Origin of the sequence: Mesorhizobium sp. BR1-1-3 (assembly GCF_020165455.1) — a bacterium.
Classification (GTDB): Bacteria; Pseudomonadota; Alphaproteobacteria; order Rhizobiales; family Rhizobiaceae; genus Mesorhizobium; species Mesorhizobium ciceri.
On sequence record NZ_JAIUIC010000001.1, the window covers coordinates 502,582 to 527,288 of the forward strand.

The 24,707-nt window shown below is 62.9% G+C and carries 23 protein-coding genes, 1 tRNA gene and 1 pseudogene; 13 read left to right on the forward strand and 12 right to left on the reverse strand.

Annotated elements, in window-relative coordinates; genetic code table 11:
- Window positions 1-9: 9 nt before the first annotated feature.
- Both LB559_RS02530 and LB559_RS02535 read right to left on the reverse strand, forming a co-directional pair.
- Window positions 10-1,066, reverse strand: a pseudogene (locus LB559_RS02530) (glycerophosphodiester phosphodiesterase family protein).
- 96 nt (window positions 1,067-1,162) lie between these two features.
- Window positions 1,163-2,371: an acyltransferase family protein gene (locus tag LB559_RS02535; protein WP_224672968.1), complete on the reverse strand. Its 1,209-nt coding sequence runs from the start codon at window positions 2,369-2,371 to the stop codon at window positions 1,163-1,165.
- 123 nt (window positions 2,372-2,494) lie between these two features.
- On the opposite strand from LB559_RS02535, the gene speB reads away from it, so the two are divergent.
- From speB to LB559_RS02550, 3 genes are read left to right on the forward strand one after another with little or no spacing between them, the layout of a single operon-like run.
- Window positions 2,495-3,502 (forward strand): agmatinase, encoded by a 1,008-nt coding sequence (speB, locus tag LB559_RS02540; protein ID WP_013532211.1) that lies wholly within the window; start codon window positions 2,495-2,497, stop codon window positions 3,500-3,502.
- A 30-nt stretch (window positions 3,503-3,532) separates the two neighbouring features.
- The gene (gene argC, locus LB559_RS02545) at window positions 3,533-4,459 is read left to right on the forward strand and encodes an N-acetyl-gamma-glutamyl-phosphate reductase (protein ID WP_013532212.1); all 927 of its coding nucleotides are present in this window, start codon (window positions 3,533-3,535) and stop codon (window positions 4,457-4,459) included.
- Window positions 4,456-5,298, forward strand: coding sequence for an aminoglycoside phosphotransferase family protein (locus LB559_RS02550; RefSeq protein ID WP_224673103.1), 843 nt, complete (start codon window positions 4,456-4,458; stop codon window positions 5,296-5,298). Before argC ends, LB559_RS02550 begins: the two co-directional genes overlap by 4 nt.
- Before the next feature lie 25 nt (window positions 5,299-5,323).
- Here LB559_RS02550 and LB559_RS02555 read toward each other — a convergent pair whose 3' ends face one another.
- Window positions 5,324-6,415: a COX15/CtaA family protein gene (locus tag LB559_RS02555; protein WP_224672969.1), complete on the reverse strand. Its 1,092-nt coding sequence runs from the start codon at window positions 6,413-6,415 to the stop codon at window positions 5,324-5,326.
- 198 nt (window positions 6,416-6,613) lie between these two features.
- Here LB559_RS02555 and LB559_RS02560 point away from each other — a divergent pair, with 198 nt between their 5' ends.
- On the forward strand, window positions 6,614-6,829 hold the full coding sequence (locus LB559_RS02560; protein WP_013532215.1) for a DUF2842 domain-containing protein: 216 nt from the start codon (window positions 6,614-6,616) through the stop codon (window positions 6,827-6,829).
- Window positions 6,830-6,844: 15 nt separating this feature from the next.
- Here LB559_RS02560 and LB559_RS02565 read toward each other — a convergent pair whose 3' ends face one another.
- Window positions 6,845-7,903: a polysaccharide deacetylase family protein gene (locus LB559_RS02565; RefSeq protein WP_224672970.1), complete on the reverse strand. Its 1,059-nt coding sequence runs from the start codon at window positions 7,901-7,903 to the stop codon at window positions 6,845-6,847.
- Window positions 7,904-7,994: 91 nt separating this feature from the next.
- Here LB559_RS02565 and LB559_RS02570 point away from each other — a divergent pair, with 91 nt between their 5' ends.
- Both LB559_RS02570 and LB559_RS02575 read left to right on the forward strand, forming a co-directional pair.
- Window positions 7,995-9,218: a GNAT family N-acetyltransferase gene (locus tag LB559_RS02570; RefSeq protein ID WP_224672971.1), complete on the forward strand. Its 1,224-nt coding sequence runs from the start codon at window positions 7,995-7,997 to the stop codon at window positions 9,216-9,218.
- A gap of 4 nt (window positions 9,219-9,222) precedes the next feature.
- Window positions 9,223-10,059 (forward strand): GNAT family N-acetyltransferase, encoded by an 837-nt coding sequence (locus LB559_RS02575; RefSeq protein ID WP_224672972.1) that lies wholly within the window; start codon window positions 9,223-9,225, stop codon window positions 10,057-10,059.
- Window positions 10,060-10,105: 46 nt separating this feature from the next.
- Here LB559_RS02575 and LB559_RS02580 read toward each other — a convergent pair whose 3' ends face one another.
- Window positions 10,106-12,376, reverse strand: coding sequence for a GumC family protein (locus tag LB559_RS02580; protein WP_224672973.1), 2,271 nt, complete (start codon window positions 12,374-12,376; stop codon window positions 10,106-10,108).
- Between the two features lie 260 nt (window positions 12,377-12,636).
- Here LB559_RS02580 and LB559_RS02585 point away from each other — a divergent pair, with 260 nt between their 5' ends.
- The 6 genes from LB559_RS02585 (at window position 12,637) to LB559_RS02610 (ending at window position 18,713) form a co-directional block, all read left to right on the forward strand.
- Window positions 12,637-13,200 (forward strand): polysaccharide biosynthesis/export family protein, encoded by a 564-nt coding sequence (locus LB559_RS02585; RefSeq protein ID WP_013532220.1) that lies wholly within the window; start codon window positions 12,637-12,639, stop codon window positions 13,198-13,200.
- 10 nt (window positions 13,201-13,210) lie between these two features.
- Window positions 13,211-14,341: a glycosyltransferase family 4 protein gene (locus LB559_RS02590; RefSeq protein WP_013532221.1), complete on the forward strand. Its 1,131-nt coding sequence runs from the start codon at window positions 13,211-13,213 to the stop codon at window positions 14,339-14,341.
- A gap of 94 nt (window positions 14,342-14,435) precedes the next feature.
- Window positions 14,436-15,971, forward strand: coding sequence for an undecaprenyl-phosphate glucose phosphotransferase (locus LB559_RS02595; RefSeq protein ID WP_224672974.1), 1,536 nt, complete (start codon window positions 14,436-14,438; stop codon window positions 15,969-15,971).
- Window positions 15,968-17,224 carry an O-antigen ligase family protein gene (locus LB559_RS02600; protein ID WP_224672975.1) on the forward strand — a complete coding sequence of 419 codons (1,257 nt, stop codon included), beginning with the start codon at window positions 15,968-15,970 and terminating at the stop codon, window positions 17,222-17,224. Before LB559_RS02595 ends, LB559_RS02600 begins: the two co-directional genes overlap by 4 nt.
- Window positions 17,225-17,514: 290 nt before the next feature.
- Window positions 17,515-18,282, forward strand: coding sequence for an outer membrane protein (locus tag LB559_RS02605; protein ID WP_013532224.1), 768 nt, complete (start codon window positions 17,515-17,517; stop codon window positions 18,280-18,282).
- Between the two features lie 354 nt (window positions 18,283-18,636).
- Window positions 18,637-18,713 (forward strand) — tRNA-Pro (locus LB559_RS02610).
- Window positions 18,714-18,842: 129 nt separating this feature from the next.
- On the opposite strand, the gene LB559_RS02615 is transcribed toward LB559_RS02610, so the two are convergent.
- Together LB559_RS02615 and LB559_RS02620 are read right to left on the reverse strand one after the other, a co-directional pair.
- Complete coding sequence (locus LB559_RS02615) at window positions 18,843-19,304, reverse strand: YbaK/EbsC family protein (RefSeq protein WP_224672976.1); 462 nt, start codon at window positions 19,302-19,304, stop codon at window positions 18,843-18,845.
- Window positions 19,305-19,491: 187 nt separating this feature from the next.
- Window positions 19,492-20,076 (reverse strand): helix-turn-helix domain-containing protein, encoded by a 585-nt coding sequence (locus LB559_RS02620; protein WP_224672977.1) that lies wholly within the window; start codon window positions 20,074-20,076, stop codon window positions 19,492-19,494.
- On the opposite strand from LB559_RS02620, the gene LB559_RS02625 reads away from it, so the two are divergent.
- A complete protein-coding gene (locus tag LB559_RS02625; protein WP_224672978.1) occupies window positions 20,057-20,614 on the forward strand; it encodes a hypothetical protein in 558 nt (185 codons plus the stop codon). The two genes, LB559_RS02620 and LB559_RS02625, sit on opposite strands and share 20 nt — an antisense overlap.
- A 541-nt stretch (window positions 20,615-21,155) precedes the next feature.
- On the opposite strand, the gene LB559_RS02630 is transcribed toward LB559_RS02625, so the two are convergent.
- From LB559_RS02630 to plsX, 5 genes are all read right to left on the reverse strand, one after another.
- A complete protein-coding gene (locus LB559_RS02630) occupies window positions 21,156-21,458 on the reverse strand; it encodes a hypothetical protein (protein WP_013532229.1) in 303 nt (100 codons plus the stop codon).
- Window positions 21,459-21,543: 85 nt separating this feature from the next.
- Window positions 21,544-22,083, reverse strand: coding sequence for a MerR family transcriptional regulator (locus LB559_RS02635; protein ID WP_063167770.1), 540 nt, complete (start codon window positions 22,081-22,083; stop codon window positions 21,544-21,546).
- A gap of 125 nt (window positions 22,084-22,208) precedes the next feature.
- Complete coding sequence (locus LB559_RS02640; RefSeq protein WP_013532231.1) at window positions 22,209-22,532, reverse strand: integration host factor subunit alpha; 324 nt, start codon at window positions 22,530-22,532, stop codon at window positions 22,209-22,211.
- A gap of 103 nt (window positions 22,533-22,635) precedes the next feature.
- Window positions 22,636-23,607 (reverse strand): beta-ketoacyl-ACP synthase III, encoded by a 972-nt coding sequence (locus tag LB559_RS02645; RefSeq protein WP_224672979.1) that lies wholly within the window; start codon window positions 23,605-23,607, stop codon window positions 22,636-22,638.
- A gap of 9 nt (window positions 23,608-23,616) precedes the next feature.
- Window positions 23,617-24,687, reverse strand: a complete 1,071-nt coding sequence (gene plsX, locus LB559_RS02650; RefSeq protein WP_024504675.1) for a phosphate acyltransferase PlsX — start codon at window positions 24,685-24,687, stop codon at window positions 23,617-23,619.
- Between the last annotated feature and the right edge of the window lie 20 nt (window positions 24,688-24,707).

Sequence of the window (24,707 nt, forward strand, 5' to 3'; positions counted from 1 at the left end):
AGCCGCCGCTTAATTGATGCTCGCCGTATTCGCCGGCTCAACCGGCCGCGCCTCGTCGGCATAAGGCACGCGAAAACCATTCGCGGCCAGCCAGTCGATTGCCGCCTTCGGCTCGTCGGTCTGGATGATGGTGGCGCCGCGATCGGCCCAGAAACCCCAGCTTTCGCGCGGCAGGCTGGCCTGCACCGCCAGTTCGTCACCGCGGCCGCCGGCGAGGAAGCCGCCCGGTTTGTTGGCGATGGCGTAGGTGTCGGCCCAGATGTGCCAATTGCCCCTGACTGCAGCCGCGCGCATGCGCGTGCTGAACAGCGGTCCGCCGGTCTCGGTCAGCGTCTCGGCGCCTGCCCGCCAGTTGATCAACTCGATCGCGCAGCGAGAAGGCATGGTCAACCGCCTCTGCGAAACGAGCGTCATGCACGGCGTCATCAGCGATGATCGGCATGAACTGGAAGCCGCCGTCGATCGCATCCATGGCGGCCTTGACCGTGGTGATCCGTTGTGAATTCCACAGGTTCTCCTTGACGATGACCTGTTCGGCCATGCCGAGATCGCGAGCGACCGCAATCATGCCCGGGAGGGCGCCGACGTCGAGCTTGTTGTCGAGGTTGATGAGGATCCGGTCTCTGGTCGCCATCAGCATCTCGCGCAGCGTCGAGACTGTTTCACCTGTCGCCGCACCGGTGCCCTCGACCACCAGCCGGCATGTCTTCAGTTCGGCCAGCGTGTATTTGACCACCTCGCCCTTGCAGGTCGTGGTGCGGTCGAGCCAGCTGTCATGCATGACCACGAACTCGCCGTCCTTCGAGCGCCTGATGTCGACCTCGACGATTTCGGCGCCCATGGCGATCGAGCCCTCCACGGCGGCAATCGAATTTTCCGCGTAGAGCGTCTTGCCGGCCTGCATGCTGCCGGCGCGATGCGCAGCCACCATGACGTGATCGCGCCATTGGTTGGCATGCTCGAAGCGGTCGAGGATCTGTCTGGCGCGGGTCTCGCCGGCCAAGGCCTGGCCAGAGGCGGCTGCCACGGCCGTGTAAAGCAGAAAACTCAGCCAGATGGTCCGCATCGAGAATCGCTCCTTGCCGGATCGACACCCGGATAGGCGACGCCCGTGACATCTGGGTGAACGAAGCCGGCTAGCGGAATACTCGCAGCAGGTGCGTCAGATGCGTTTCGAGAGCCTGCGGAACCACGCCATGGCCGGCATCTCGACGAAACGCCAGGTGATCCAGGAGGCGGCAATGGTAGCGGCGAGCATGACGACGATCGCCACCGCCCCCGTCCAGCCGGCACCGAAGCCGGTGGCAGGCTGGCCGCGCAGCATGAAGTCGCCGATCAGGCCAAGGCCGAGCTTGCGCTCGACGAGCCCCGCGACGTTGATCAGGCGCGCCTGGACGAAGATGTGGACCATGTAGATCGAATAGGACAGCGCGCCGAGCGTCAGCATGAACGGGGCTCTGAGCAAGGCGCTGATCCAGCCACCCTCATGGGCGAACAGAAACAGCGCCAGCGCGAACACCAGGGGTGCCGCGATGCCGAAGTCATTGTCGCCCGCCAGCGAAACGAAAAGCACGATGACGGCCACCATGACGATTTCGGCAAGGGTCCAGTCCATGCGCGGGCCGCCCCTGGCGAGAGCCTGTCGCGCCCCTGCAATGGAATCATGCTGAAACCAGGCCAGCAAGGCGCCGAGCGAGAAGCCGTACAGGCAACGGATGAAGCCGAAATCGAAGGACACATCCATATGATGGGTCGAGAAGCCGAGCAGGAACAGCGGCGCGGTGACGGCGGCCGCGACGAACCATATCCAGGCGCGCGCGCCGGCGACGAAGACCACGCCGGCAAACAGGAGATAGGCGAAGAACTCGGCCGAAATGCTCCAGCTCGGCGCATTCCAGGTCAATTGATCCTCGAAGCCGACACCCTGCAGCAGAAGGAGATTGGCAAGCAGGCTGTTGAGGTCGAAGCCGCCGGTGAAGGGGGCAGCCCCCGTGCCGTGCAATTGCGGCAGCATCAGCCGCAGCAGCTCGAAACCGGCGAAGGCGGCAAGCATGAGCAGATGCAGCGGGTAGATGCGGCCGAAACGGACCAGGGCGAAACGCGCGACCTGTCCCGGTTGGTTGAGCCGATCGCCGTAGCTGCTGGCGATGACGAAGCCGGAAAGGACGAAGAAGAAATCGACGAACAGGTAGGACGAACCGATGAAGGCGCTTTGCGAAATCGTCGAACCGGTAGGAAAGTGAAACAGCGCCACCAGAAGCGCGCAGGTGCCGCGCCACGAATCGAGGACCAGGAAGCGTTCGCCGGCGACCGTGCCGGTGTGGGTCGACGCCGCGGCACGGGTGGGGTTGAGAAACGCGGTCTGCGTCATGATGATACAATCCTGTCTTGCCGTGGCACTCGGGCAGCGCCATTCCGTCTCGCCAAGCTATGACTGGCATCTTCCGTGCCGGTTCTGTAGTTGTTGCAACCCGATGAAAAACGAGGATCCGTAATGGCGAACCACACCATCGACAACGCCTTCACCGCCCGTTCCAAAACGGGCGCCGCGTTCGAGCCGACCTATTCCGGCGCGCTGTCGTTCATGCGGCGCAAATACACCAAGGACGTGAAGGGCGCGGATGCGGTGGTGTGGGGTATTCCCTTCGATGCCGCCGTCACCAACCGGCCTGGCGCCCGCTTCGGGCCGCAGGCGATCCGCCGTGCCTCGGCGATCCTCGACAACGACCCGCAATATCCCTTTTCACGCGATCTGTTCGAGCATCTGGCGGTCGTCGATTACGGCGATTGCCTGCTCGATTCGGGCAACCATCAGAAGACGCCCGGCACGATCGAGCGCGAAGCGGCGAAGATCCTCAAATCAGGCGCCTTCCTGTTGACGCTCGGCGGCGATCATTTCGTCACCTGGCCACTGCTCAAGGCGCATGCCGCCATCCATGGTCCGCTCGCTTTGGTGCAGTTCGACGCCCACCAGGACACCTGGCCGGACGACGGCAAGCGCATCGACCACGGCTCCTTCGTCGGTCGCGCCGTCAAGGAAGGCATCATCGATCCCGACCGGTCGATCCAGATCGGCATCCGCACCCATGCGCCCGACACGTTCGGCATCAAGATCCTCCATGGTCATGAAATCGAGGAGATGCGGGCGTCCGACATTGCCTACGCCATTGTCGACCGCACCGGCGGCAAGAAGACCTATCTCACCTTCGACATCGACTGCCTCGATCCGGCCTATGCGCCCGGCACAGGCACGCCGGTTGCCGGCGGGCCGTCCTCGGCCAAGATCCTGTCGACGCTGCGCCAGCTCAACCAGATCGATATTGTCGGCGCCGATGTCGTAGAGGTTGCGCCGGCCTATGATCACGCCGATATAACGGCAATCGCCGGCTCGATGGTGGCCATGCAATATCTCGGTCTGCTTGCTGAACGGAAAGCCCGGCTTGAAGAGCTGAACAACGGCAATCACAATGGTGCCGCAGTGATTCAAGGCCAGGGCATATAGTCTTGAAAACTCAGGGAATTTGAACAACCCATGAAACCGAAAATCTTCATCGACGGCGAACACGGCACCACCGGCCTGCAGATCAGGGCGCTGCTTGCCGAGCGCGGTGATCTGGAGATCATTTCCATCCCCACCGAGCGTCGCAAGGAAACGGCGGCACGTGCCGAGTTCCTCAATGCCGCCGATGTCGCTATCCTGTGCCTGCCCGACGACGCGGCGAAGGAAAGCGTCTCGCTGATCGCCAACGACACCACCAGGGTCATCGATGCGTCGACCGCGCATCGCGTGGCGGAGGGCTGGGCGTATGGTTTCGCCGAGATGGACAAGGACCAGGCAAAGGCGATTGCCTCGGCAAAGCGCGTCGCCAACCCAGGCTGCTGGCCGCAGGGACCGATCGCGACGCTGCGGCCGCTGGTCACAGCAGGCCTGCTGCCGGCCGATTTTCCGATCACCGTCAACGGCATTTCGGGCTATTCCGGCGGCGGACGGCCGATGATCGAGGACTACGTCGCCAAGGGCGAGGACGCCTCGGAATTCCTGCCTTACGGCCTCACCCTGCAGCACAAGCACGTGCCGGAATTGAGGGCCTATGCAAGGCTGTCGCATGATCCGATCATGCAGCCGGCGGTCGGCAATTTCGCGCAAGGCATGATCACCGTGGTGCCATTGCAACTCGGCGGCCTCGACCATGTGCCGACCGGTGCGGAGCTGCATGCGGCGATTGCCGACCATTTCGCCGCCATCAAGGGCGGTGTGGTCGAGGTGGCGCCCTATGCGCATTCGGAGCGCATGCCGGAGATCGATCCGGAGATCTACAACGGCACCAACCGGATGAAGGTCTATGTCTTCGCCAACGACAAACGGGCGCAGGCCCTGCTGCTGGCGGTCTACGACAATCTCGGCAAGGGCGCCTCGGGTGCCGCCGTCCAGAACATGGATCTGATGCTCGGCCTCTGATGGACACGCCAGCCTTTCCGGCGCGCTGGAAAGTCAGCGCGCCCGAACTCGTTGCCGAGACCTTTTCGAGCCGCATCTGGAAGGTTTTGCGCGAAGACGGATCGCCGGCGATCGTCAAGGCGCTGAAGCCTTTCGATGACGTCGCCGACGAGTTGCGCGGAGAGCACTATCTCGCCTGGCGGCGCGGCGAAGGCGCGGTGCGTCTGCTCGGCCGCGACGGCCAAAGCATGCTGCTCGAATATGCCGGTGAAACCCTGCTGCAGCAGGTTCTCGACGAACAGGGCGACTTTGCCGCGACCGCAATCGCGGCGGAGCTGATGGCAAAACTGTTTTCACGGGGGAAAGCCCCCTACCCGTCCGAGCTTCAGCCGCTCCGGGAACGCTTCGCCAGCCTGTTCGACAAGGCGAATACCGATCGCGACGCCGGCCTTGACAGCCTCTATGTCGAGGCAGCCGTCATCGCCGAGCGGCTGCTGGCCGATCCGCACGACATCAGGCCCCTGCATGGCGATCTGCATCACGAAAACATCCTGCACGGGCCGCGCGGCTGGCTGGCGATCGATCCGAAGGGCGTGCTCGGCGATCCCGGCTTCGACGCGGCGAACATGTTCTACAACCCGCTCGACCGGGACGATCTCTGCCTCGATCCGGAGCGGATCGCTGACATGGCCGAGATCTTTGCCAGAACACTGAGCCAGACACCGACCGCTATCCTCGATCATGCCATTGCCTATGGATGCCTGTCGGCGTCCTGGCATCACGAGGACGACAATGCGGTCGAGGAGAATCGCGAATTGTCGATCGTCAAGGCGATCCGGGCGGTGCGGGCAGGCTTCTGATCCGACCCAGTAGATCGGCTCGGGATCAGCCCCTGAGCGCTATCCCCGTCGGCAAGGGATAGGCGCCCTTGGTGCCACGCCAATGGGCTGCGGCAAAGCCCAGCACGATCAGCGCAAACCCCTGATGGGTCAGCGCCATATGCAGCGGCACATGCATCAGCAGCGTGCCGATGCCGATCGAGGCCTGCGCCAGCACCAGTAGAAACAGCAGCGTCGCGCGGCGCGCATGCGTCGAGCCTGGCAGCCGCCGGCGCGTGGCGATCATGTGCCACAAGGCCACGACGAATACCGTGTAAGCGCCAAGCCGATGCACGAACTGCACCGTCTTCGGGCTCTCGAAGAAGTTGCGCCATGCCGGCTCGAGGATCAGCAGATCGCCAGGAATGATCTTGCCGTCCATCAGCGGCCAGGTGTTGTAGCTCAGGCCCGCGTCGAGCCCGGCGACCAGGCCGCCGAGATAGATCTGGATCAGCGCCAGCAGCACGATGAAGCCGGCCAGCCTCTGCGTCGACCTATCGGCGGCAGGCTCGGAATGCGGCGCCAACCCGCGCGCGACCACCATGGTGGCGGTGAAGATCAGTGCGGCAAGCGTCAGGTGGGTCGCCAGCCGGTACTGGCTGACGGAGATCCGGTCGACCAGGCCAGAGGCCACCATCCACCAGCCGATGGCGCCTTGCAGGCCGCCAAGCAGCAGAATGCCCACGAGTTTCGGACCCAGGCCGCGCTCGATGCGGCGCGTTGCCCAGAAAAACAGCAGCGGCAAGGCGAAGACCAGGCCGACGCTGCGCGCCAGGATGCGATGCGCCCATTCCCACCAGAAGATCGATTTGAACGCTTCGATGCTCATGCCCTTGTTGAGCTCGGCATATTGCGGGATCTGCTGATAGAGCTGGAATTCCTCCTGCCATTCGGCATCGTTGAGCGGCGGGATCACGCCATGGATCGGCTTCCACTGCGTAATCGACAGGCCGGAATCGGTGAGCCTGGTGGCGCCGCCGACCAGCACCAGCGCAAACAGCACCAGAAGCACCACATAGAGCCAGGCGCGCAGCAGCGCCCGGTTATGCAGGTCGCGGTCGCGGGCGACGTATGGCGCGGCAGCTGATATGGCAGCCATGATCTTGTCCCGGCAGGTTGATTTGGCGGATTGGTGGACCATCGCACCCGTGCTGGCAAGACCATCCGGCGCGGCACGCCGTCGCGCCGCGTCTCACCGGTTGCGCAGTCTCGCCTCAAGGCCTATGCGAGGCCGTTACCCCTTGAGCCTGCCAGGCCGCCTGTGCAAATTCCGGCATGCTCGATCAGGAGACCAACCATGCCCCTGCGCCTGAAAAAGCTGATCGGAATGTTTCTGCTGGTGGCGCTGGTCATCATCTATGCGCTGGTCGCATCGATCTTCGCGGTCGCCCGGCTGTCGGAGTCGGGTCCGTGGGTGCATTTCCTGTTCTTCCTGCTCAGCGGCCTGCTCTGGGTGCTGCCGGCAATGGGCATCATCAAATGGCTGATGCTGGAGCCGAGGGCCAAGCGCTAGGCGAAACCGCCAGCGTCAGATGGTGACGACCATCTTGCCGGCATTGGCGAGCGGCGTCGTCACGCCCGACAGCATGGTGCGAATGTGGGCGAGGCTCTGATAGCGGCCGTTGACGGAAATGCGCGGCAAAGCATGCAGGAACCCGGCATGTTCGGCGCGCAGCACGCCGTGGCGCGTCGTCACGGCAGAGGTGTAGCCTGCGTCACGAGCAAAGCCGACTTCGCGACAGCCTACGGCACTCGCATAGCCATAGGGGTAAGCGAAATGGCGGGGCTCTTCGCCCAGTTCGGCCAGCAACATGGCGCGCACGGCGCCGATCTCGTGCCGGGCATCGGCTTCGGAGAGCCGCTTCAGATTGCTGTGGTTGATCGTATGGGCGCCGATCGTCACCAGCGGATGCGCGGCGATGCGGCGGATTTCGTCCCAGTTCATCAATGTGCGCAGGCGCGGACCGTCGGCGTCGATGCCATTTGCGCGAGCCAGGTCACGCAACACCGCCTGCAGGTCCTCCTCGCGGATTTCGGAGGTGAGATAGGCGTGCAGGCGTGCATTGGCCTGCAGCTTCTTCGCGGGGGTCGAGCAATCGATCGACAGCGGACCATTCGGCCGCGTCAGCGTCAAGGTATCGCGCGCGTTGACGATGTCCTCGACAACATCCCACCACAGGTCGGCTGTGCCGTTGATCAGCCCGGGCGCGACATAGATGGTGATCGGCGCGCCGTGCTTCTCCAGCACCGGCAGCGCCTCGACCATATTGTCGCGATAGGCATCGTCGGCGGTGATCGTGGCAAACTGACCGCCTTTGCCGCCCGCCTTGATGCGCTCGACGGCTTCGTCCATGGAGACGAAGGCATAGCCATGCGCCTTCATGTCGGCGATCATGGCATCGAGGAACCCGGGCGCGATATTCAGATGCCGGTTGACGCCGTCCGGCTTTTCCGGCGTCGCGGTAACACGGTGCAGCATCAGGATGGCGCCAATGCCGCCGATGAACGGTTTGGCCAGCGGTGCAAGGCCGGTATAGCGGGCGACGTTCAGCGCCAGTTTCCGGATTGCCTCCCCGCCGTCGATCATTCATTCACCTTTTGCGCCTAGGCTGATCCAAGCACGGAATGCGCCTATGCGAACCCCCAAATCGCGACCAATACGCCCTAAGGATTGAGGTATGGTTGACGCAACTGCGTCATTTGACGGCAATCGGCTTGCGGCAACCGAGGCATCGTCGCGCGCCTTGCCACGGGACCGTGCCGGCCTGTCGATCTCGGTGGCGTCCACGGACGGATTGGCGGCCTATGCCGAGTTCTGCCGCTCGGCTCTGTTTGGTCCGGCGCAGGGTGCTGCCTGGATCCTGAACTGGGCGGCCGAGACACGACCGGACCTGCTCGTCGCGACGCTGAGTGCCGAGGGCAAACCGCTTTTTTCGCTGGCGCTGGAGGTTGCCTCGAAGGGGCCGTTCCGGATCGCCCGCTTCATGGGTGGGCGCCACGCCAACGGCAACTTCGTCGCCGCGGACCCGAACTGGCTGGCCAAGGTGGATATGCCGGCCCTCCGATCGGTGCTGGCGGCCATCGCCGAGGCACGCCCGGACATCGATCTGGTCGCGCTCGAGCGGTTGCTGCCCGATCTCGACGGCGTCGCCAATCCGCTCGCATCGCTTGACCATTTTTCCAGCCCCAATCTGTCGCTGGCCGTCGATCTCGCCGGCGGCTTCGATGCGCTGCTTTCTCGCGCCAGCGGCAAACGCAAACGCAAGAAGCACCGGTCGCAGATCCGGAAATTCGAGACCGTCGGCAGCCACCGGCGCATCGAGGCCCGCACCCCAGACGAGGTCGACAGGCTGCTCGACGCCTTCTTCGAGATGAAGGAACTCCGCTTCCGCAAGATGGGCATCGCCAACGTCTTCGGCGACGCGCAGGTGCGCGGCTTCTTCCGCGCGCTGTTTTCGCAAGCACTTAGCGAGGACAAGCCTTCCTTCGTGCTGCACGGGCTCGAGGTTGCCGGTAAGCTGCGCGCCATTACCGGTTCAAGCCGCTCGGGCAAACGCCTGATCTGCGAATTCGGAGCGATCGCCGAGGACGATCTCGGGCACGCCAGCCCCGGCGACTTCCTGTTCTTCGACAACATCCAGGAAGCCTGCGAGACCGGTTTCGAGGTCTATGACTTTTCGGTCGGCGATGAGCCTTACAAGCGGCTGTGGTGCGATATCGAAACGCGGCATTTCGAAGTGCTGGTCCCCTTGACCGTGAAGGGCCGCATGCTGGCGCTGACGCTTCGGCAAGGCGCGCGGCTGAAAGCCTTCGTCAAGAACAGCCCGACGATCTGGAAGCTGACCAAGGTGCTGCGCCGCAAAGCCGCCGGCCAGGCGGCGCCCTCGGAAGAAGATAGCTAACGCAATGACGCCGATCATCCGCACACTGTCCCTGCAGGAACTGGCGCTTCTCGTCGACTGGGCAGCCGCGGAAGGCTGGAACCCAGGTCTTGAAGACCCGGCGATGCTCCAGGCGGCGGACCCCGAAGGCTTCATCGGCGCCTTTGTCGGCGACGACATGGTCGCGGCAATTTCGGCCGTGGCCTATGGCAGCGAATTCGGCTTCATCGGCCTCTACATCTCCCGGCCTGACATGCGCGGCATGGGCTACGGCAAGACGGTGTGGGACGCCGGCATGAAAAGGCTTGCAGGCCGGACCGTCGGCCTTGACGGCGTCGCCGAGCAGCAGGCCAATTACCGGCGCAAGGGCTTCGCGCCGGCCTACGAGACCATCCGCTTCACCGGGCGCAAGGCAGGCCCGGCGGCCAGGGCCGATGGGTTGCGGACGATTACAACGCAACTCCTATCCGATGTCGTCGCCTATGACGCCCATTGTTTTCCGGCGCCGCGGCGGGCCTTCCTGCAGCGATGGCTGCAAGAACCGCATCATGGGTTGGCGGCAATCGGTTCGCGCGGCGTCACCGGCTTTGGCGTGGTGCGCCGGTGCCGATCCGGCTTCAAGATCGGCCCGCTGTTTGCCGACGACATGGAAATCGCTTTGCAACTCCTGGAGGGACTGGCCGGTGCCTGTGAGGGCGGCGAGCTGCATATCGACGTCCCCGCCGATAACACCGGTTTCATAACTGCGCTCGATGCGGCCGGCTTTGCGCCGACCTTCACCACCACGCGCATGTACAAGGGGCCTGCCCCGGAACTGGACCGGCAAAGGGTGTTCGGCGTAACGACCCTGGAACTGGGCTAGATCGGGCGAACCGCTGAACGGCTCCGCCAGGCGATCCGCAGCTCTCTCAGGCGGCGGCAGTGCGCCGTCCCGGCACCGGATTGCCGGGCGGTTCGTGGCCGAGCGGCGTCACCAGCGTCAGGTCGGGATAGCCGTTCTCGATCAGTTTGACGGCAGCTTGCGTCACCTCGTCGTCGGCCTCCAGCATGGAGAGAAAAACCTCGGTGGCGTCGCCGGTCAGACGGCCGATGCCCTGCGCGTCGGCTGGTCCGCATTCGACCACGACCAGATCATAAGCCGTTGTCAGCGACTGCATGATGATCGGCAGCCGGTCGGCGGCGCGCATGGCGCGGACCGGATCGGCGGTTCCGACCGGAATGACGTGACAGTCCGAGTAGAGATCGGCATGGATGACGTCACTGAACTGCGCTTCCGAAGCGAGCAGGTTGGTGATGCCGGGAAACAGTCCGCTGTCCAGCATCGGCCGCGAGGCGGCCCCCGACGCGGTGAGGTCCAGCAACAGCACGCGCAGCCCGGCGTCGGCGACTTCGCGCGCCACCAGGATCGCCGATGCAGCCGCCTCGTCGCCTTCCGGCGAGACGAATATGGCGCGCGCCGCACCGCTTGAGATCAGCTTTTCGGCAGCCCTTTCGATGTCGATCTCGCCCAGGGTGGAGCGCGCCGGTTCGGGCTCGACAACCGTCTGCTCTGTCGCCGCCGTAGCGGGCATTGCGACCGCATCCGGCGCCTCGGCCATGGCCTGCATCGCAGCGGCATAAGGCTCCGCATCGGCTTCATGCGCAGGTTCAGGCAGTTCCTGGTGAATGACGGCTTCCTGGAAGACGGCAGGCTCGGGGCGGACAAATGGCTTGGCGGCCGGCGTCTGCGCCACATGCGGCATCGCCACCTCATCGATCCGTTCGAAACGGGAATCGCTCGCCGGCCGCATCGCGCGGCCTGAGAACAGCTCCCGCAGAAGCGTCACGATGGCCATGATCAGCAGCGATGCGGCGAAAGCCGCGCCGACGATCGGCCCCACCTTCGGGAAATAGGCCTCGGAGGGAACCGACGCCTTCGAGGCGATCCGGGCGTCGACCGGCAGATAGTTGCGGTCCTGGCGCGAAGCGGCTTCGCGGTAGTTGGTCAGGTAGAGTTCGAGCTGCTGTCGCTTGGCGGTCGCGTCGCGCTGCAGTGCGTCGAGGTCGACCTGTTGTTCGCCGGCCTGCGCCGAAGCGGCTTTCAATGTGTTGACGTCGGCGACGAGCTGGTTCTCGCGGGCCTTTGCCGTCTCGGCCTGCATCAACAGGCCTTTCATGATCTTCTGGGCCTCGCTGCGAATCTGCGCGTCGAGATCGGACAGTTGCGATTTCAGCGCGCGAATGCGCGGATGATTTCCAAGCAGCGTCGTCGACAGATCGGCGATGTTGGAGCGCAATTCGACCTGTCGCTCACGCAAGCGCTGGATCAGGTCCGATGACAGAACCTCCGGCACGGCGTCCAGCGAACCGCCATTCTGCAGCGCCCTGCGCACACCGTCGGCGGTCGCTTCGGCCGCAGCGCGGTTGGCGCGCACTTTCGACAGTTCGCTCGACAGTTCCGAAAGCTGCTGGGTGGCCAGCACCGAATTGTTGCCACCCATCAGAAGATCGGACTGGGCGCGATAGGCGGCGACCTTCGCCTCCGCATCCTTGACCTGCCGCTGCAGGTCAGCGATCTCGGGCGCCAGGAAGTCTGCCGCGGCGCTGTTCGATTCGAGCTTGGCCGCCCCTTGCCCCGCTATATAGGCGGCAGCGATGGCGTCCGGTATGGCGGCCGCGAGCTTGGGATCTTCCGATGAGAACTCGATGGCAATGATGCGGGTCTTCTCCACGCCGTAGACGTTGAGCTTCTCGTGCATTTTCTTGAGCACGCGCTCTTCCGTCGGAATTTCCATCGGGTCGCTTTTCAGGCCGACCAGGACCAGAGCGCGGCTCAGCGCCGACATGTCGAGCGCTTCATTGAACTCGGGCAGTTTTTCCAGCCCAAGCGTTTGCGAGACCTGCTTGAGGATTTCGTTGGAGGAAATGATCTGGACCTGGGTGGCGACGCCCTGCTCGTCGAGAATAGGCTTGTCGGTGTCGTTGTTGTTGCTGGCCGGCCGCGTGTAGATGGATTCGCGCGGCGCGATCTCCACCTGCGTCTCGGCCTTGTAGTGCCGGGTTGCCAGCGAGGCGAAAGCAAAGGCCAGCCCGGTCGCCAACAGGACGACGAGGCCTATACGCAGCCAATTCCTCGCCAGGCTGGCGAAGAGCTGCCTGAGATCGACATCGACATCTGCGGCCGCGGACTGAACGGACATGCATCCCTACTCCGATACTGGGTCAGCACGCACCGTAAACAACTATGGTAACTCAGCCGTTAAGATCGCGGTAAGTTTCCGTTAGGGTTTACTGGCGGGCGACAAACAAAACCGCCAGAAATCGCAAAAACTCTTGCCGATGCGCCACGTGTCGGCCGCTCCCTTTACCGGCCATTAACCCTAACAGGATGATAACGGGCCTCGATCCCTGATGTTTGCTGCGACGCCGCAGCGGCCCAGTCGAAGGTACTTGTCCGGTCATGAAAAGCACTGCTTCCCTGTTTCGCGCGCTGCTTGCCGTATCGATGCTGGCTGGCTGTTCCAGCTACCGGCCGACGCCGGCCGCCTTCCATGAGGTGCTCGATCAGCCCTACCGTCTTGGCGCCGGCGATCGCGTCCGCGTCACCGTGTTCGAGCAGGACGGGCTGACCAACACCTACAGCGTCGATCAATCCGGCTATCTCTCCTTCCCGCTTGTCGGCGCCATACCGGCGCGCGGCCACACCGCGCAGCAGATGGAAAAGGAGATCGCCGACAAATTGCGGCAAGGCTATCTGCGCGATCCCGACGTTTCGGTCGAGATCGACCGCTACCGGCCGATCTTCGTCATGGGCGAAGTGGGTGCCGCCGGCCAATACTCTTACGTCCCCGGCCTGACGGTGCAGAAGGCAATCGCCATTGCCGGCGGCTTCACGCCGCGCGCCAACCAGGAAAGCGTCGACATCACCCGCGACATCAACGGCAAGGTGATGACCGGCCGCGTGGTCACCTCCGACCCGCTGCTGCCGGGCGATACGGTCTACGTCCGCGAACGCCTGTTCTGACAGATACCAAGTGGCGGACAGGCTCAGGATCGTCCATTGCTTTCGCTCACCCGTCGGAGGAATTTTCCGGCATGTGCGCGACCTGACCGAGGCGCAGGTCGCCGCCGGGCATTCCGTCGGCATCGTCTGCGATTCGACGACGGGCGGCGCGTTCGAGGAACATCTGTTCGAGCAGATGAAGAACATGCTGGCGCTCGGGATTCATCGCACGCCGATGCAGCGCCACGTCGGTCCCGGCGACCTTGCCTCGGCCTGGCGCACGTACAGGATCATCAAGGAATTGCGGCCGGACGTACTGCACGGGCACGGCGCCAAGGGTGGCGCCTATGCCCGTCTGTTCGGCTCGTTGTTGCGGGTATCAAGGTCTCGCGTAGCCCGCCTTTATTCGCCGCATGGCGGCTCCCTCCACTATGACGAGAACACGACCACCGGAAAGCTGTTCTTCGCGCTCGAGCGCTTCATGGCTCGCTTCACCGACTATCTGCTGTTTGTCTCGGACTATGAGCGGCGGACCTATCGCCACAAGGTCGGCGAGCCGCCCATTCCCAACACCTTGGTCTATAACGGCCTGCGCGCCACAGAATTCGAGCCGGTGATCACCGCCCCGGACGCAGCCGACCTGCTTTATATCGGCATGATGCGCGACCTGAAGGGGCCGGACATCTTCATCGACGCATTGGCGCTCGCCGGCCCACGGTTCGGCCGCGCGCTGACCGCGGTGATGGTCGGCGACGGCGACGACCTACCGCGTTACCACGGGCAAGTGAAACGCCTCGGGCTCGAGCGCCATGTCCGCTTCCTGCCGCCGATGCCGGCCAGGGAGGCCTTTGCCCTTGCCGCGCTTATCATCGTTCCCTCGCGCGCCGAAGCCATGCCCTATATCGTCCTGGAAACGCTTGCCGCAGGAAAGCCGATGATTGCAACCGCGGTCGGCGGCATTCCGGAGATATTCGACACCGGTTCCCCTGCCCTGATCCGACCTGACCCGATCGAGCTCGCCGAAAGGATGAGCCAGGCGCTGGCCGACCCGGCCGCCTATCGCGACCTGATGCCGGATGGGGCCGACCTCAAGGCACGCTTCGGCGCCGATGTGATGGCCGCCGACATCGAGAACGCCTATTTCGCCGCGCTCGACAGGTAGGCGCAGGACCAAGCCGTTCCAAAGCCGTATGTTGTTTCAAGGGTTTCTTAGCTCTCTTTTGCTATGACCGGGGGGAAGCTTGCGGAAAGCCCTCATGAACGAGATCGACCCCGCGCGCCGCTTTTCAGCAGAGGCGGTGCGTAAATTCGACGGCCCGGCCGATGGCGACACGCCAAGCGGCATGAACGATGTCGCGCGCCAGGTCGCCTCGCAGTACCGGCGCGATACGATGTCGCCGATCATGGTCAGCGGTGTCCTGCGCATGGTCGAATTCGGCTTGCTGTTCCTGTCCGGGCTCGCCGTCTATTTCCATTATGTCGGGTTCTTCAATTATCTCGCCTGGCAGTATCCGGTAACGATCGCCGCCGCGTCGTTCCTTGCCGTGGTGCTGCTCGACGTCACCGACTGCTACCAGATCGTCGCCCTGATGCGGCCGATCGCCAATTTCGGCCGCGTGCTGCTGGTCTGGGCCGGCACTTTCGCCCTCATGGCGCTGACGGCGTTCGTCATGAAGATGTCGGAAAACTATTCGCGTCTTTTGTTGGGCAGCTGGTTCGTCATCGGCTTCGTTCTCATCTTCGGCCTCAGGCTGGTAATGTCGAAGCTGATCCGGGCCTGGGCGCGCGATGGCCGCATGGAGCGGCGCGCCGTCATCGTCGGCGGCGGCAAGGCGGCGGAAATCCTGATCCGCTCGGTCGAAAGGCAGCCCTACAACGATATTCGCATCTGCGGCATCTTCGACGATCGCGGCGACAAGCGCTCGCCGCCCATCGTCGCCGGCTACCCCAAGCTCGGCACCATTTCGGAACTGATCGAATTCGCCCGCATCGCCCGTATCGACATGCTGATCGTATCGTTGCCGCTGACCGCCGAATCGCGCGTTCTGCAGTTGCTGAAGAAGCTGTGGGTGCTGCCGGTCGACATCCGGCTTTCGGCGCATTCCAACGCGCTGCAGTTTCGCCCGCGTGCCTATTCCTACATCGGCGCGGTGCCGATGCTCGACATCTTCGACAAGCCGATCAACGACTGGGATTCGGTGGCCAAACGCGCCTTCGACATCGTCTTCAGCCTGATCGGCATCGTCGTGTTCTCGCCGGTGATGCTGGCGACCGCCATCGCCATCAAGCTCGACAGCAAGGGTCCGGTGCTGTTCCATCAGAAGCGGCACGGTTTCAACAACGAGATCATCGAGGTCTATAAGTTCCGTTCGATGTATACCGACAAGGCCGACCCGACCGCCAAGCAGACGGTGACCAAGAACGATCCTCGCGTCACCCGCGTCGGCCGCTTCATCCGCAAGACCTCGATCGACGAGCTGCCGCAGTTCTTCAATTCGCTTCTGGGTTCGCTATCGCTGGTCGGCCCGCGTCCGCACGCCATCGCCGCGCAGTCGCATAACCTGCTCTACAACGAGGTGGTGGACGGCTATTTCGCCCGCCACAAGGTCAAGCCCGGCGTCACCGGCTGGGCGCAGATCAATGGCTGGCGCGGCGAGATGGACACCAACGAGAAGATCCGCATGCGCACGGAGTATGATCTCTACTACATCGAGAACTGGTCGCTGCTGTTCGATTTGCGGATCCTGTTCCTGACGCCGCTCCGGCTGCTCAATACGGAAAACGCCTATTGAGCGCGATCAGCCATGATCTGCCGCAGGCCGTGGTCAACGCCAAGCTGGTCGCGCTGATTTCGTCGGGCGCGGTCTTCCTCGGCATTCTGCTGTCCGGCTTCGTCATCAGCGAGCCGGCGCCCTATGAGCTCTACATGGCCGGGCTGATCGCCATCTGGGCGCTTTTCGGTTTGCGGATTTCCCGCGCGGCAACGCCGCTGCTGGTGCTGCTGGTGACGATGAACATCGGCGGCATGATGTCCATGACGCAGATGGCGGACCTCGCCAACACACCGCTCTATCTCGCCGTCTCGCTGTTTCTCGCCTTCAGCGCAGTGTTCTTCGCATCGATCACCGCCGTACAGCCGAACCTCTACCGATTGATCTTCATTGCCTATGTGGTTTCGGCCGTGGCGACCTCGCTGCTTGGCATTGCAGGCTACTTCCACGCCTTTCCGGGCGCCGAGATGTTCACCAAATACGATCGTGCCGCCGGCGCCTTCCAGGACCCGAACGTGTTCGGCCCGTTTCTGGTGCTGCCCGGCATCTATCTGCTCTATCTGCTTTTGACCGGACCGGTGACACGCATGCCGCTGCTGGCGGTGCCGCTGCTGATCATCACCGCCGGCATCTTCTTCTCCTTTTCGCGCGGCGCCTGGGGCATGTTCGCGGTTTCGGCCGTCCTGCTCACCGGCTGCCTGTTCCTGCAGAGCGCCAGCGGCATGTTCCGGCTGCGCGTGGTGGTGATGACGATTGCCGCACTGGCGCTGCTGGTCGTCGCCATGATCGTCATCCTGCAGCTGCCCGGCGTGTCGGAGATGTTTTCCAACCGCGCCCATCTCGAACAGAGCTACGACACCGCACGCCTCGGCCGCTTCGCCCGCTACGGCATCGGCTTCCAGATGGCGATGGAGCATCCGTTCGGCATCGGCCCGCTGGTCTTCGGCACGATCTTCGGTGAAGACACCCACGATATCTGGCTGAAGATGCTGATGGATTATGGCTGGCTCGGCTTCGTGTCGTTCCTGGCGCTCGTCTTATGGACGATAGCAGCCGGCTTCCGCATCCTGCTGCGCGACCGGCCGTGGCAGCCCTATCTCCTGTGCGCCTACGTCGCCTTCATCGGCAATATCGGGCTCGGCACCTTCATCGACATCGACCACTGGCGCCATGTCTACCTGCTGCTCGGCCTGATCTGGGGCGCCATCGCGCTGGAATACCGCCACCAACGGCTGTTGCGGCCTGCCTTGCAGGGCTCGCCGGCACCGGCATAAAAGTCGCGGGAGTGAGAGGGCTTCACGTTGGCCTTCGGTGGAGATCCGGCCCGCTCTACATCACGACGAAGACAGCTTCGAGAGCTTCCCGAATACGAAGTTTCTGATGGATTTCCTGACTAGGCGCTCTACATGCGCTTTACTCGGCTTCATTTGCGTTTTGAAGCGTCAGGCCAGTGTAGATCGAGTGCTCGACGGACGGTTGGTCCATGGCAAAAATATGCGGTTGTGGCAAAAACATCACATAATTTCATTTCGCTCCCGGCTATTGTTGTTCCCGAGGGAATTACTTGGGTTGGGAGAAATACGTGAATAGATTCTTAGCAGTTCTCGCGGTTGCCGCCCTGTCGGCAAGCACCGCGTCAGCAGCAGACATGTTGGCCCCGGTTGCGGGGTCGGCCTATGACTGGAGCGGCCTCTATGTCGGCGGCCATCTCGGCGTTGCCAATGGTGACATCACGGCAACGGATATGACCGAGCCAAACGGTGGGTTCTTCACCGACCTCGTTCCGGCGGGAACAGAAGGATTTGACTTCAACAAAGCCGGCGTAGCCGGCGGTATCCATGCAGGCGCGCAATGGCAGTGGGGACAGTTCATTCTGGGCGGCGAAGCGACCTGGACGGCAACGGGCATCCGCAAGACCATCACCAGCCCCTATTTCCCGGACAGCGACACCGAGACCGCCAAAATCTCGAATTATGCCACGGTCGTCGGCCGCGTCGGCTACGCCTTCGATCGCGTGCTGATCTATGCCAAGGCTGGTTATGCCGGCGGCAAGGTGGATTTCCGCGCCCGAGACAACGACGCTCTGGTGACCTACGAAAAGAATGAGTGGCAGAACGGCTATGCGCTCGGCGCTGGCATCGACTATGCCCTTACGAACAACCTCTCGCTTGGCGTGGACTACACCCACGTTGACCTCGGCCATAAGACGAGCACGGGCGACAACGTGTTCGATGATGGCACTCTCGGCGACAATCCCGAGACCTATCGCACAGAGGCAAAGGTCGATGCCGTGATGGCCCGGCTAACCTACAAGTTTGGAATGGGTCAGTAGTGCATCGACATCATTTTCGCGGATCAGATCTAGCGTCAGGGGAGCTCGTCATCGCTCCCCTTTCCTCGTAGCCTACATATTCCTTCGAACATTCTGGCGATTGAACGAAGTCTTGAACTTCTTTGGGCAATTGCAGCCTAAAGCGGTGCAGGCTATGCCCTTCCAGGGCAAGACAAAGCACGTAGTGTGTCCGCCCTCGGTGACCGGAACCTAAGCAGCACTTGCGGTATGATTTCTCGGTGTGACTTTCGGTCACCAAAGGCACACCGGGACACCGTCTGTTCCCATTTCACCAATTTCAGCGAATTCGCCTCTTGCTTCTGAACCCTTGAGAATATAGGGCTTTCCGCGGTCCGGAGTGTAGCGCAGCCCGGTAGCGCACTTGACTGGGGGTCAAGGGGTCGTCGGTTCGAATCCGGCCACTCCGACCATTTTAGAAGCAGGACTTGCCCCCAAAAGTCCGCCTTTCCAGATGCCCGGTCAGTCTGGCCAAATCTCGGATCGGGACAAAATCCCGGAATGTATTCTCAATCGCCTTGCTCGAACTTCGGTTGGGCCCCCTACCCCTGGCACACATCCACCCACTCAGCGCCGATTAGCTCAACCATCCTCTGCGGGCTGATCCGCACCGCGGCATTGGTGGCGCCTGCCGCGGGCACCACTTCCTCAAATTCGCGCAGCGATACGTCGCAATAGACCGGCAGCGGCGCCGGCAGGCCGAACGGGCAGACGCCGCCGACCGGGTGGCTCGTCGCTTCGACAACTTCCGCCGCGTCGAGCATGCGTGGCTTGCCGCCGAACTGGTCCTTGAACTTGCGGTTGTCCAGCCTGGCGATGCCGCTGGTCACCACCAGCATGGTGCGGTCGCCGACGCGCAGGCAGATCGTCTTGGCGATCTGCGCCGGCAGCACGCCATGCGCCTCGGCCGCCAGGGTCACCGTCGCCGAGCTCGCCTCCGTGACGATGACGTCGATGTCAGGCGCGTGGGCGGCGAAGAACGCACGAACGGAGTCCAGGCTCATATCGAAAAACCCATGGTTCAAAAACTTGAAGGACGGCGGATTGCTGTCCAGCAGCCGGGGCCGCCGCGCATATAAGCACGCGCGGCATACAAATCGGCAAGCGCCAGGCTGAAGCAGACGCTGCGGCAGGTACAAAGAAACCCGCCAAGAGGGCCTTGGCGGGTTCTCTGGAATGCCTGGTGCGGGTCTACGCCAGCGATCGACCTTGCGCCGCCGGCGGCGCAGCCGGGGTGATCAGAGCTTCCTGGGGAAGGTGAAGCGCGGACACAATACGACGCAGCTTCGACGGATCGGTCACTCTGCCGCTTTCGATATCCTCAATCTCGTCCACCGCCAGGCCGCATGTCAGGGAAAGCTCTTCCACGCTGTAACCGCGGGTCTCCCGCATCGCTCTGAGGGTGTTGTAATCTGGCCCGCTCCCGTTGGTTGCCGGTTCGGAGTGGGGTTCGCTTTTCGCATTATGGGGCATTGGCAACTCCATGACTGAAAGAGTTTGATCAAATGAGGAGTGTTGCCTGAGACGGTCGGGAAGATGCCCTCTCACTGGTGATTTGCCAAGGGCCAAAATGGCCGTCACGGGATCGTGAACCGGGTGCCTGGCGCGCCCTCTGGCGCACACGTCGCGATCAAGTTGTTTTGAAGGCCTGATTGGCCTTTTGCCGGCAGTCTCGCCGCGGCCTTTCGTTATCTCCGGGTCGCTGGCGTGAAACCATCCGGTTCCAGCCAGTTCGTTCCCGGAAGGATTATTTGCAATGAACTTGAAGACAGTCATGGTCGTGCTCGGCACGATTTCCAGCCTTTCCGTCGCCGGCGCGGGCGCCGCCCAAGCCGCAGGCGCGCTTCGTGTGCGCGGCACGGTGGTCAGTTTTAAGCCCACGCTGCTCACCGTGAAAACCCGCCAGGGCGATACCGACGCGATCAAGCTCAAGGCCGGCTGGAAGATCTCGGGCGTCGCCAACGCCTCGGCAAAGGACATCAAGCAGGGCGATTTCCTCGGCATTGCCTCCGTTTCGAAAGCGGATGGCGGCAGCGGCGCCCTGGAGGTGGTGGTCTTCCCGGCCGCGCTGAAACGCACCGGCGAGGGTGACCGCCCCTGGGACCTGCAGCCAAACAGCCGGATGACCAACGGCACCGTCGCCGACGTTACCGATATAAGCGGGCGATCCGTCACGCTGACCTATGACAATGGCCAGACCAAGAAGATTTCGATTCCCGACACCACCCCTGTCGTCACCTTCGCGCCGGCGACGCCGAGCGACCTCAAGCCGGGTGCGACGGTCTTTGTCAACGGCGTCGTGCCGCCGATGTAGTTGGACAGGCGGCCAATGGCCGCCTCTGGATCTTGCCGTGCATGGTGGCGGGAGGCTGGATTGGGCAGAAACAGTCCAGAAACAAAATTCTACAATCGGGAAATACTGACGAAAAAATTCAGGCGCGTAATTCCATTCGCGGCGGCCGGGCTATCGCCCCGATCCATATGCGCCCGCGAAACAAAAGGAAACGATCCATGAAGAAGTCCCTCCTCTCGGCCCTCGGGCTTGCAGTTGCATTGGCTTTCACGGTGCCCGTCATTGGTGCGACGAGTGCGGATGCGGCCCCGATGGCAAAGCATCATCGTCACCACCATCATCATCGCCACCATGTCCGCCATCACCATCATCACCGCCACCACCACCATGTGATCGGAAACAAGGCCTAAGCACCGCAGACTGCCACCAAGAAGACCGGCCTTGGCTTCCTGTCCAAGGCCGGTCGTCCCTTGGCATTGCGGCGCGTCAGCTCGACACGATTTGGGCGCACCAAGTTCGTCGAATGACGGCGCCAGCTACCTCAACCATCAGAAGCACCGCCTCAGCGCCGGCTGAACAGCAGACTGGCGACAAGACCGAGCACCACAAGGCCGACAGCGGCGGCTGCCGCCGGATGGTCGCGGGCCGACCTCTCGATCACCCTGCCCTGTTTGCGCAGTGCCGGCATGGCATCGCGCAGACGCCCCGCAAGATCGGAATAGGTGTCGAAGGCTGCATCGCGACCGTCCTCGTAGTAGGCGCCGCCTCGCCTTGCCACAGCCCTCTTCAAGCTGGCCAGTTCTTTGGTGAGAGCCGCGACCTGCCTGTCGAGATCGATGTCCGAGAGGGTCGAAAATGATGCCATGATGTGTTTCCTTCACTTGCAGAAGGAAACGTAACGCCTCACCGGAAGACGGGTTCCGGTTTCGAACTATCGCGTCGGGCTGCGGTCAGCGCACCTGATCAAGCAGGCGCTTGCATTCCAGGAGGTCGAACAGCGCCTCCTGCAGCAAGGCCCTGTTGTCGCGCGAGAGTTTCGATGCATCCGGCTGCACCGGACCGTCCTCGTCGCTCTTGCCCAGGCCGAAAAAGCGACGGCTGGGTTTGACGCGCGGCTGGCCGACCAGTTCGTCGTCCATGCTGCGCGGCTGGGCCGCCGGCGTCAGCGGCACCTGGTCAGCCTGCCTTCGCTGCGAGATCGCCTCGACGGCGGCCATGTCGCCATTGCCGATGGCAACCAGGAAATGGTTGCCGTTCTCGCGCAACAGCTTCTGCACGCCCTTGATGGTGTAGCCCTGGTCGTAGAGCATGTGGCGGATGCCCTTGATCAGCTCGACATCCTGCGGCCGGTAGTAACGACGGCCGCCGCCGCGCTTCATCGGCTTGATCTGGTTGAAACGCGTTTCCCAGAAGCGCAGCACATGCTGCGGCAAATCGAGATCTTCGGCGACCTCGCTGATGGTACGAAAGGCGTCGGGGCTCTTGTCCATGGGCGAATCCTCACGCTGGACGATGATCCGGCCTAGCTGCCGAATCGGGGCTCATTTCAGCGGTTTATGAAGCAATATTCAAGCCCGGCGTCATGGCGGTGGCGGTTTTCAACCGCGCAGTAGGATTACTTGCCGCTTTTGGCCTTGCCGCTCTGATGGGAGCGCAAGATACGGCTCTTCAGCACGTTGGACGACTTGAAGGTCATCACCCGACGCGGCAGGATCGGCACTTCCTCGCCGGTCTTGGGATTGCGGCCGATACGCTCGTTCTTGGAGCGGACGTGGAATGTCGCGAAGGACGACAGCTTCACCGTTTCGCCGCGCACGATGGCTTCGCAGATTTCATCCAGCACCGCTTCGACGAGTTCGGCCGATTCAGTGCGCGACAGGCCGACCTTCCGGTAAACTGCCTCGGCAAGGTCGGCGCGCGTAAGTGTCTTTCCCCCCATGCGACCGTCCCATCAGCTCAAAACATAAAATTCGGCACAACAACGGCAGAGCCTAAGTAATTGATCCGTCAAGGTCAAGGACCGAAACTGGACCGTTCGGCACTTACCAGCGAACCAGGACAGCGCCCCAGGTGAAGCCGCCACCCATCGCTTCCAGGAGGACGAGATCGCCCTTCTTGATGCGGCCGTCGGCAACGGCCACCGACAGCGCCAACGGCACGGAAGCAGCCGAGGTGTTACCGTGCAAATCGACCGTAACCACCACCTTTTGCTCAGCTATCCCGAGCTTCTTGGCGGAAGCGTCAATAATTCGTTTATTGGCCTGGTGGGGCACGAACCAATCGAGATCATCGGCAGTGATTCCGGCTTGCGCGAACGTCGCCTCGATGACGTCGGTGATCATGCCGACCGCATGCTTGAAGACTTCGCGGCCCTCCATCCGGAGGTGGCCGACCGTACCCGTCGTCGACGGCCCGCCATCGACAAAAAGCTTGTCCTTGTGCGTGCCGTCGGAGCGCAGGCTGGCCGCCAGAACGCCATGGTCGGCGATCGTGCCCCCGCCCTCGCCCGCTTCCAGGATCATGGCACCGGCGCCGTCGCCGAACAGCACACAGGTCGACCGGTCGCTCCAGTCGAGAATGCGCGAGAATGTTTCCGAACCGATCACCAGGACACGCTTGGCCAGGCCGCCGCGGATGTAGAGATCGGCGGTGGTCACGGCATAGACGAAACCCGAACAGACCGCCTGCATGTCGAAGGCAAAGCCGTGATGCATACCGAGCCGGTTCTGGATCTCGACGGCGGTGGCCGGAAACGTGTTGTTGGGCGTCGAGGTCGCCAGCACGATCAGATCGATGTCGGCGGCCGTGAGGCCCGCATTGGCAAGTGCGGCACGTGCCGCCGCTTCCCCCAGCGAAGCGGTCGTCTCGTCATCGCCCGCGATGTGGCGCTGGCGAATGCCGGTGCGCTGGGCGATCCACTCGTCGGAGGTCTCGACCATGCCTTCGAAATCGGCATTCTTCATGATTCGGCGGGGCAGCGCGGCGCCCATGCCGCGCACGACTGATCTGATCAAAGTTCTTTCCTATTCCTTTGCGTCGGTGACGACGTCGGATTTCCTAGATGACAGGGCGCGCGGGTTGCGCGCATGAAACAGGTCCAGATCGGCCTCGATACGGTCGAGGAGGTTGTTGCGGACCATGTCATAGCCGAGTTCGATCGCGGCGGCGAACCCGTCAGAATCAGCACCGCCATGGCTTTTGACGACGATCCCGCTCAGCCCCAGGAAAACGCCGCCATTGGAGCGGCCGACATCCATCTTTTCGCGCAAGCGGTTGAAGGCGCCCTTAGCGAAGACGTAGCCGATCCTGGCCATCAGGGTGCGGCTCATCGCGGCGCGCAGATAACCCGCTATCTGGCGCGCCGTGCCTTCCGCGGTCTTCAGAGCGATGTTGCCGGCGAAGCCCTCGGTCACCACAACGTCGACCGTGCCCTTGCCGATATCGTCGCCCTCGACGAAACCGTGATAGTTCATCGAGGCCATGTTGGCTTCGCGCAGCATGCGCCCCGCCTCCTTGACCTCTTCCTGGCCTTTGATCTCCTCGACGCCGACATTGAGCAGGCCGACGCTGGGCCGGGCTATGCCGAAGACCGAGCGCGCCATGCCGGTGCCGAGAATGGCAAAATCGATGAGCTGTTGCGCATCGGCCCCAATGGTCGCGCCGACATCCAGCACCACGCTTTCGCCGCGCAATGTCGGCCAAAGGGCTGCGATCGCCGGGCGATCGATGGTGGCCATGGTGCGCAGGCAGAACTTCGACATCGCCATCAGCGCACCGGTGTTTCCCGCGGAAATGCAGGCGTCGGCCGTGCCGGCCTTGACCGCTTCGACGGCCTTCCACATCGATGACTTCCAGCGACCGTGGCGCAGCGCCTGGCTCGGCTTGTCGTCCATCCTGACCGCAATTTCGCAATGGAAGAATTCGCTGATCTCGGCAAGCTTGGGAAATTTGGCGAGCTCCGGGCGCACGACCTCCTCACGCCCGAAGATGACGAAGCGGATGTCGGGACGACGGGTCGCGACCGTCATGAGCGCTGGAATGACCACGGCTGGTCCGTGATCGCCGCCCATGGCATCGATGGAAATCCTGATCACGCGGTATTTGTCTCACGGTT

Bases quoted from the DNA above. Each gene is read 5' to 3' on its own strand.
- LB559_RS02535 (WP_224672968.1), bottom strand. From the start codon at position 2,371: ATGACGCAGACCGCGTTTCTCAACCCCACCCGTGCCGCGGCGTCGACC.
- speB (WP_013532211.1), top strand. From the start codon at position 2,495: ATGGCGAACCACACCATCGACAACGCCTTCACCGCCCGTTCCAAAACG.
- argC (WP_013532212.1), top strand. From the start codon at position 3,533: ATGAAACCGAAAATCTTCATCGACGGCGAACACGGCACCACCGGCCTG.
- LB559_RS02555 (WP_224672969.1), bottom strand. From the start codon at position 6,415: ATGGCTGCCATATCAGCTGCCGCGCCATACGTCGCCCGCGACCGCGAC.
- LB559_RS02560 (WP_013532215.1), top strand. From the start codon at position 6,614: ATGCCCCTGCGCCTGAAAAAGCTGATCGGAATGTTTCTGCTGGTGGCG.
- LB559_RS02565 (WP_224672970.1), bottom strand. From the start codon at position 7,903: ATGATCGACGGCGGGGAGGCAATCCGGAAACTGGCGCTGAACGTCGCC.
- LB559_RS02570 (WP_224672971.1), top strand. From the start codon at position 7,995: ATGGTTGACGCAACTGCGTCATTTGACGGCAATCGGCTTGCGGCAACC.
- LB559_RS02575 (WP_224672972.1), top strand. From the start codon at position 9,223: ATGACGCCGATCATCCGCACACTGTCCCTGCAGGAACTGGCGCTTCTC.
- LB559_RS02580 (WP_224672973.1), bottom strand. From the start codon at position 12,376: ATGTCCGTTCAGTCCGCGGCCGCAGATGTCGATGTCGATCTCAGGCAG.
- LB559_RS02585 (WP_013532220.1), top strand. From the start codon at position 12,637: ATGAAAAGCACTGCTTCCCTGTTTCGCGCGCTGCTTGCCGTATCGATG.
- LB559_RS02595 (WP_224672974.1), top strand. From the start codon at position 14,436: ATGAACGAGATCGACCCCGCGCGCCGCTTTTCAGCAGAGGCGGTGCGT.
- LB559_RS02615 (WP_224672976.1), bottom strand. From the start codon at position 19,304: ATGAGCCTGGACTCCGTTCGTGCGTTCTTCGCCGCCCACGCGCCTGAC.
- LB559_RS02625 (WP_224672978.1), top strand. From the start codon at position 20,057: ATGAACTTGAAGACAGTCATGGTCGTGCTCGGCACGATTTCCAGCCTT.
- LB559_RS02620 (WP_224672977.1), bottom strand. From the start codon at position 20,076: ATGACTGTCTTCAAGTTCATTGCAAATAATCCTTCCGGGAACGAACTG.
- LB559_RS02630 (WP_013532229.1), bottom strand. From the start codon at position 21,458: ATGGCATCATTTTCGACCCTCTCGGACATCGATCTCGACAGGCAGGTC.
- LB559_RS02635 (WP_063167770.1), bottom strand. From the start codon at position 22,083: ATGGACAAGAGCCCCGACGCCTTTCGTACCATCAGCGAGGTCGCCGAA.
- LB559_RS02640 (WP_013532231.1), bottom strand. From the start codon at position 22,532: ATGGGGGGAAAGACACTTACGCGCGCCGACCTTGCCGAGGCAGTTTAC.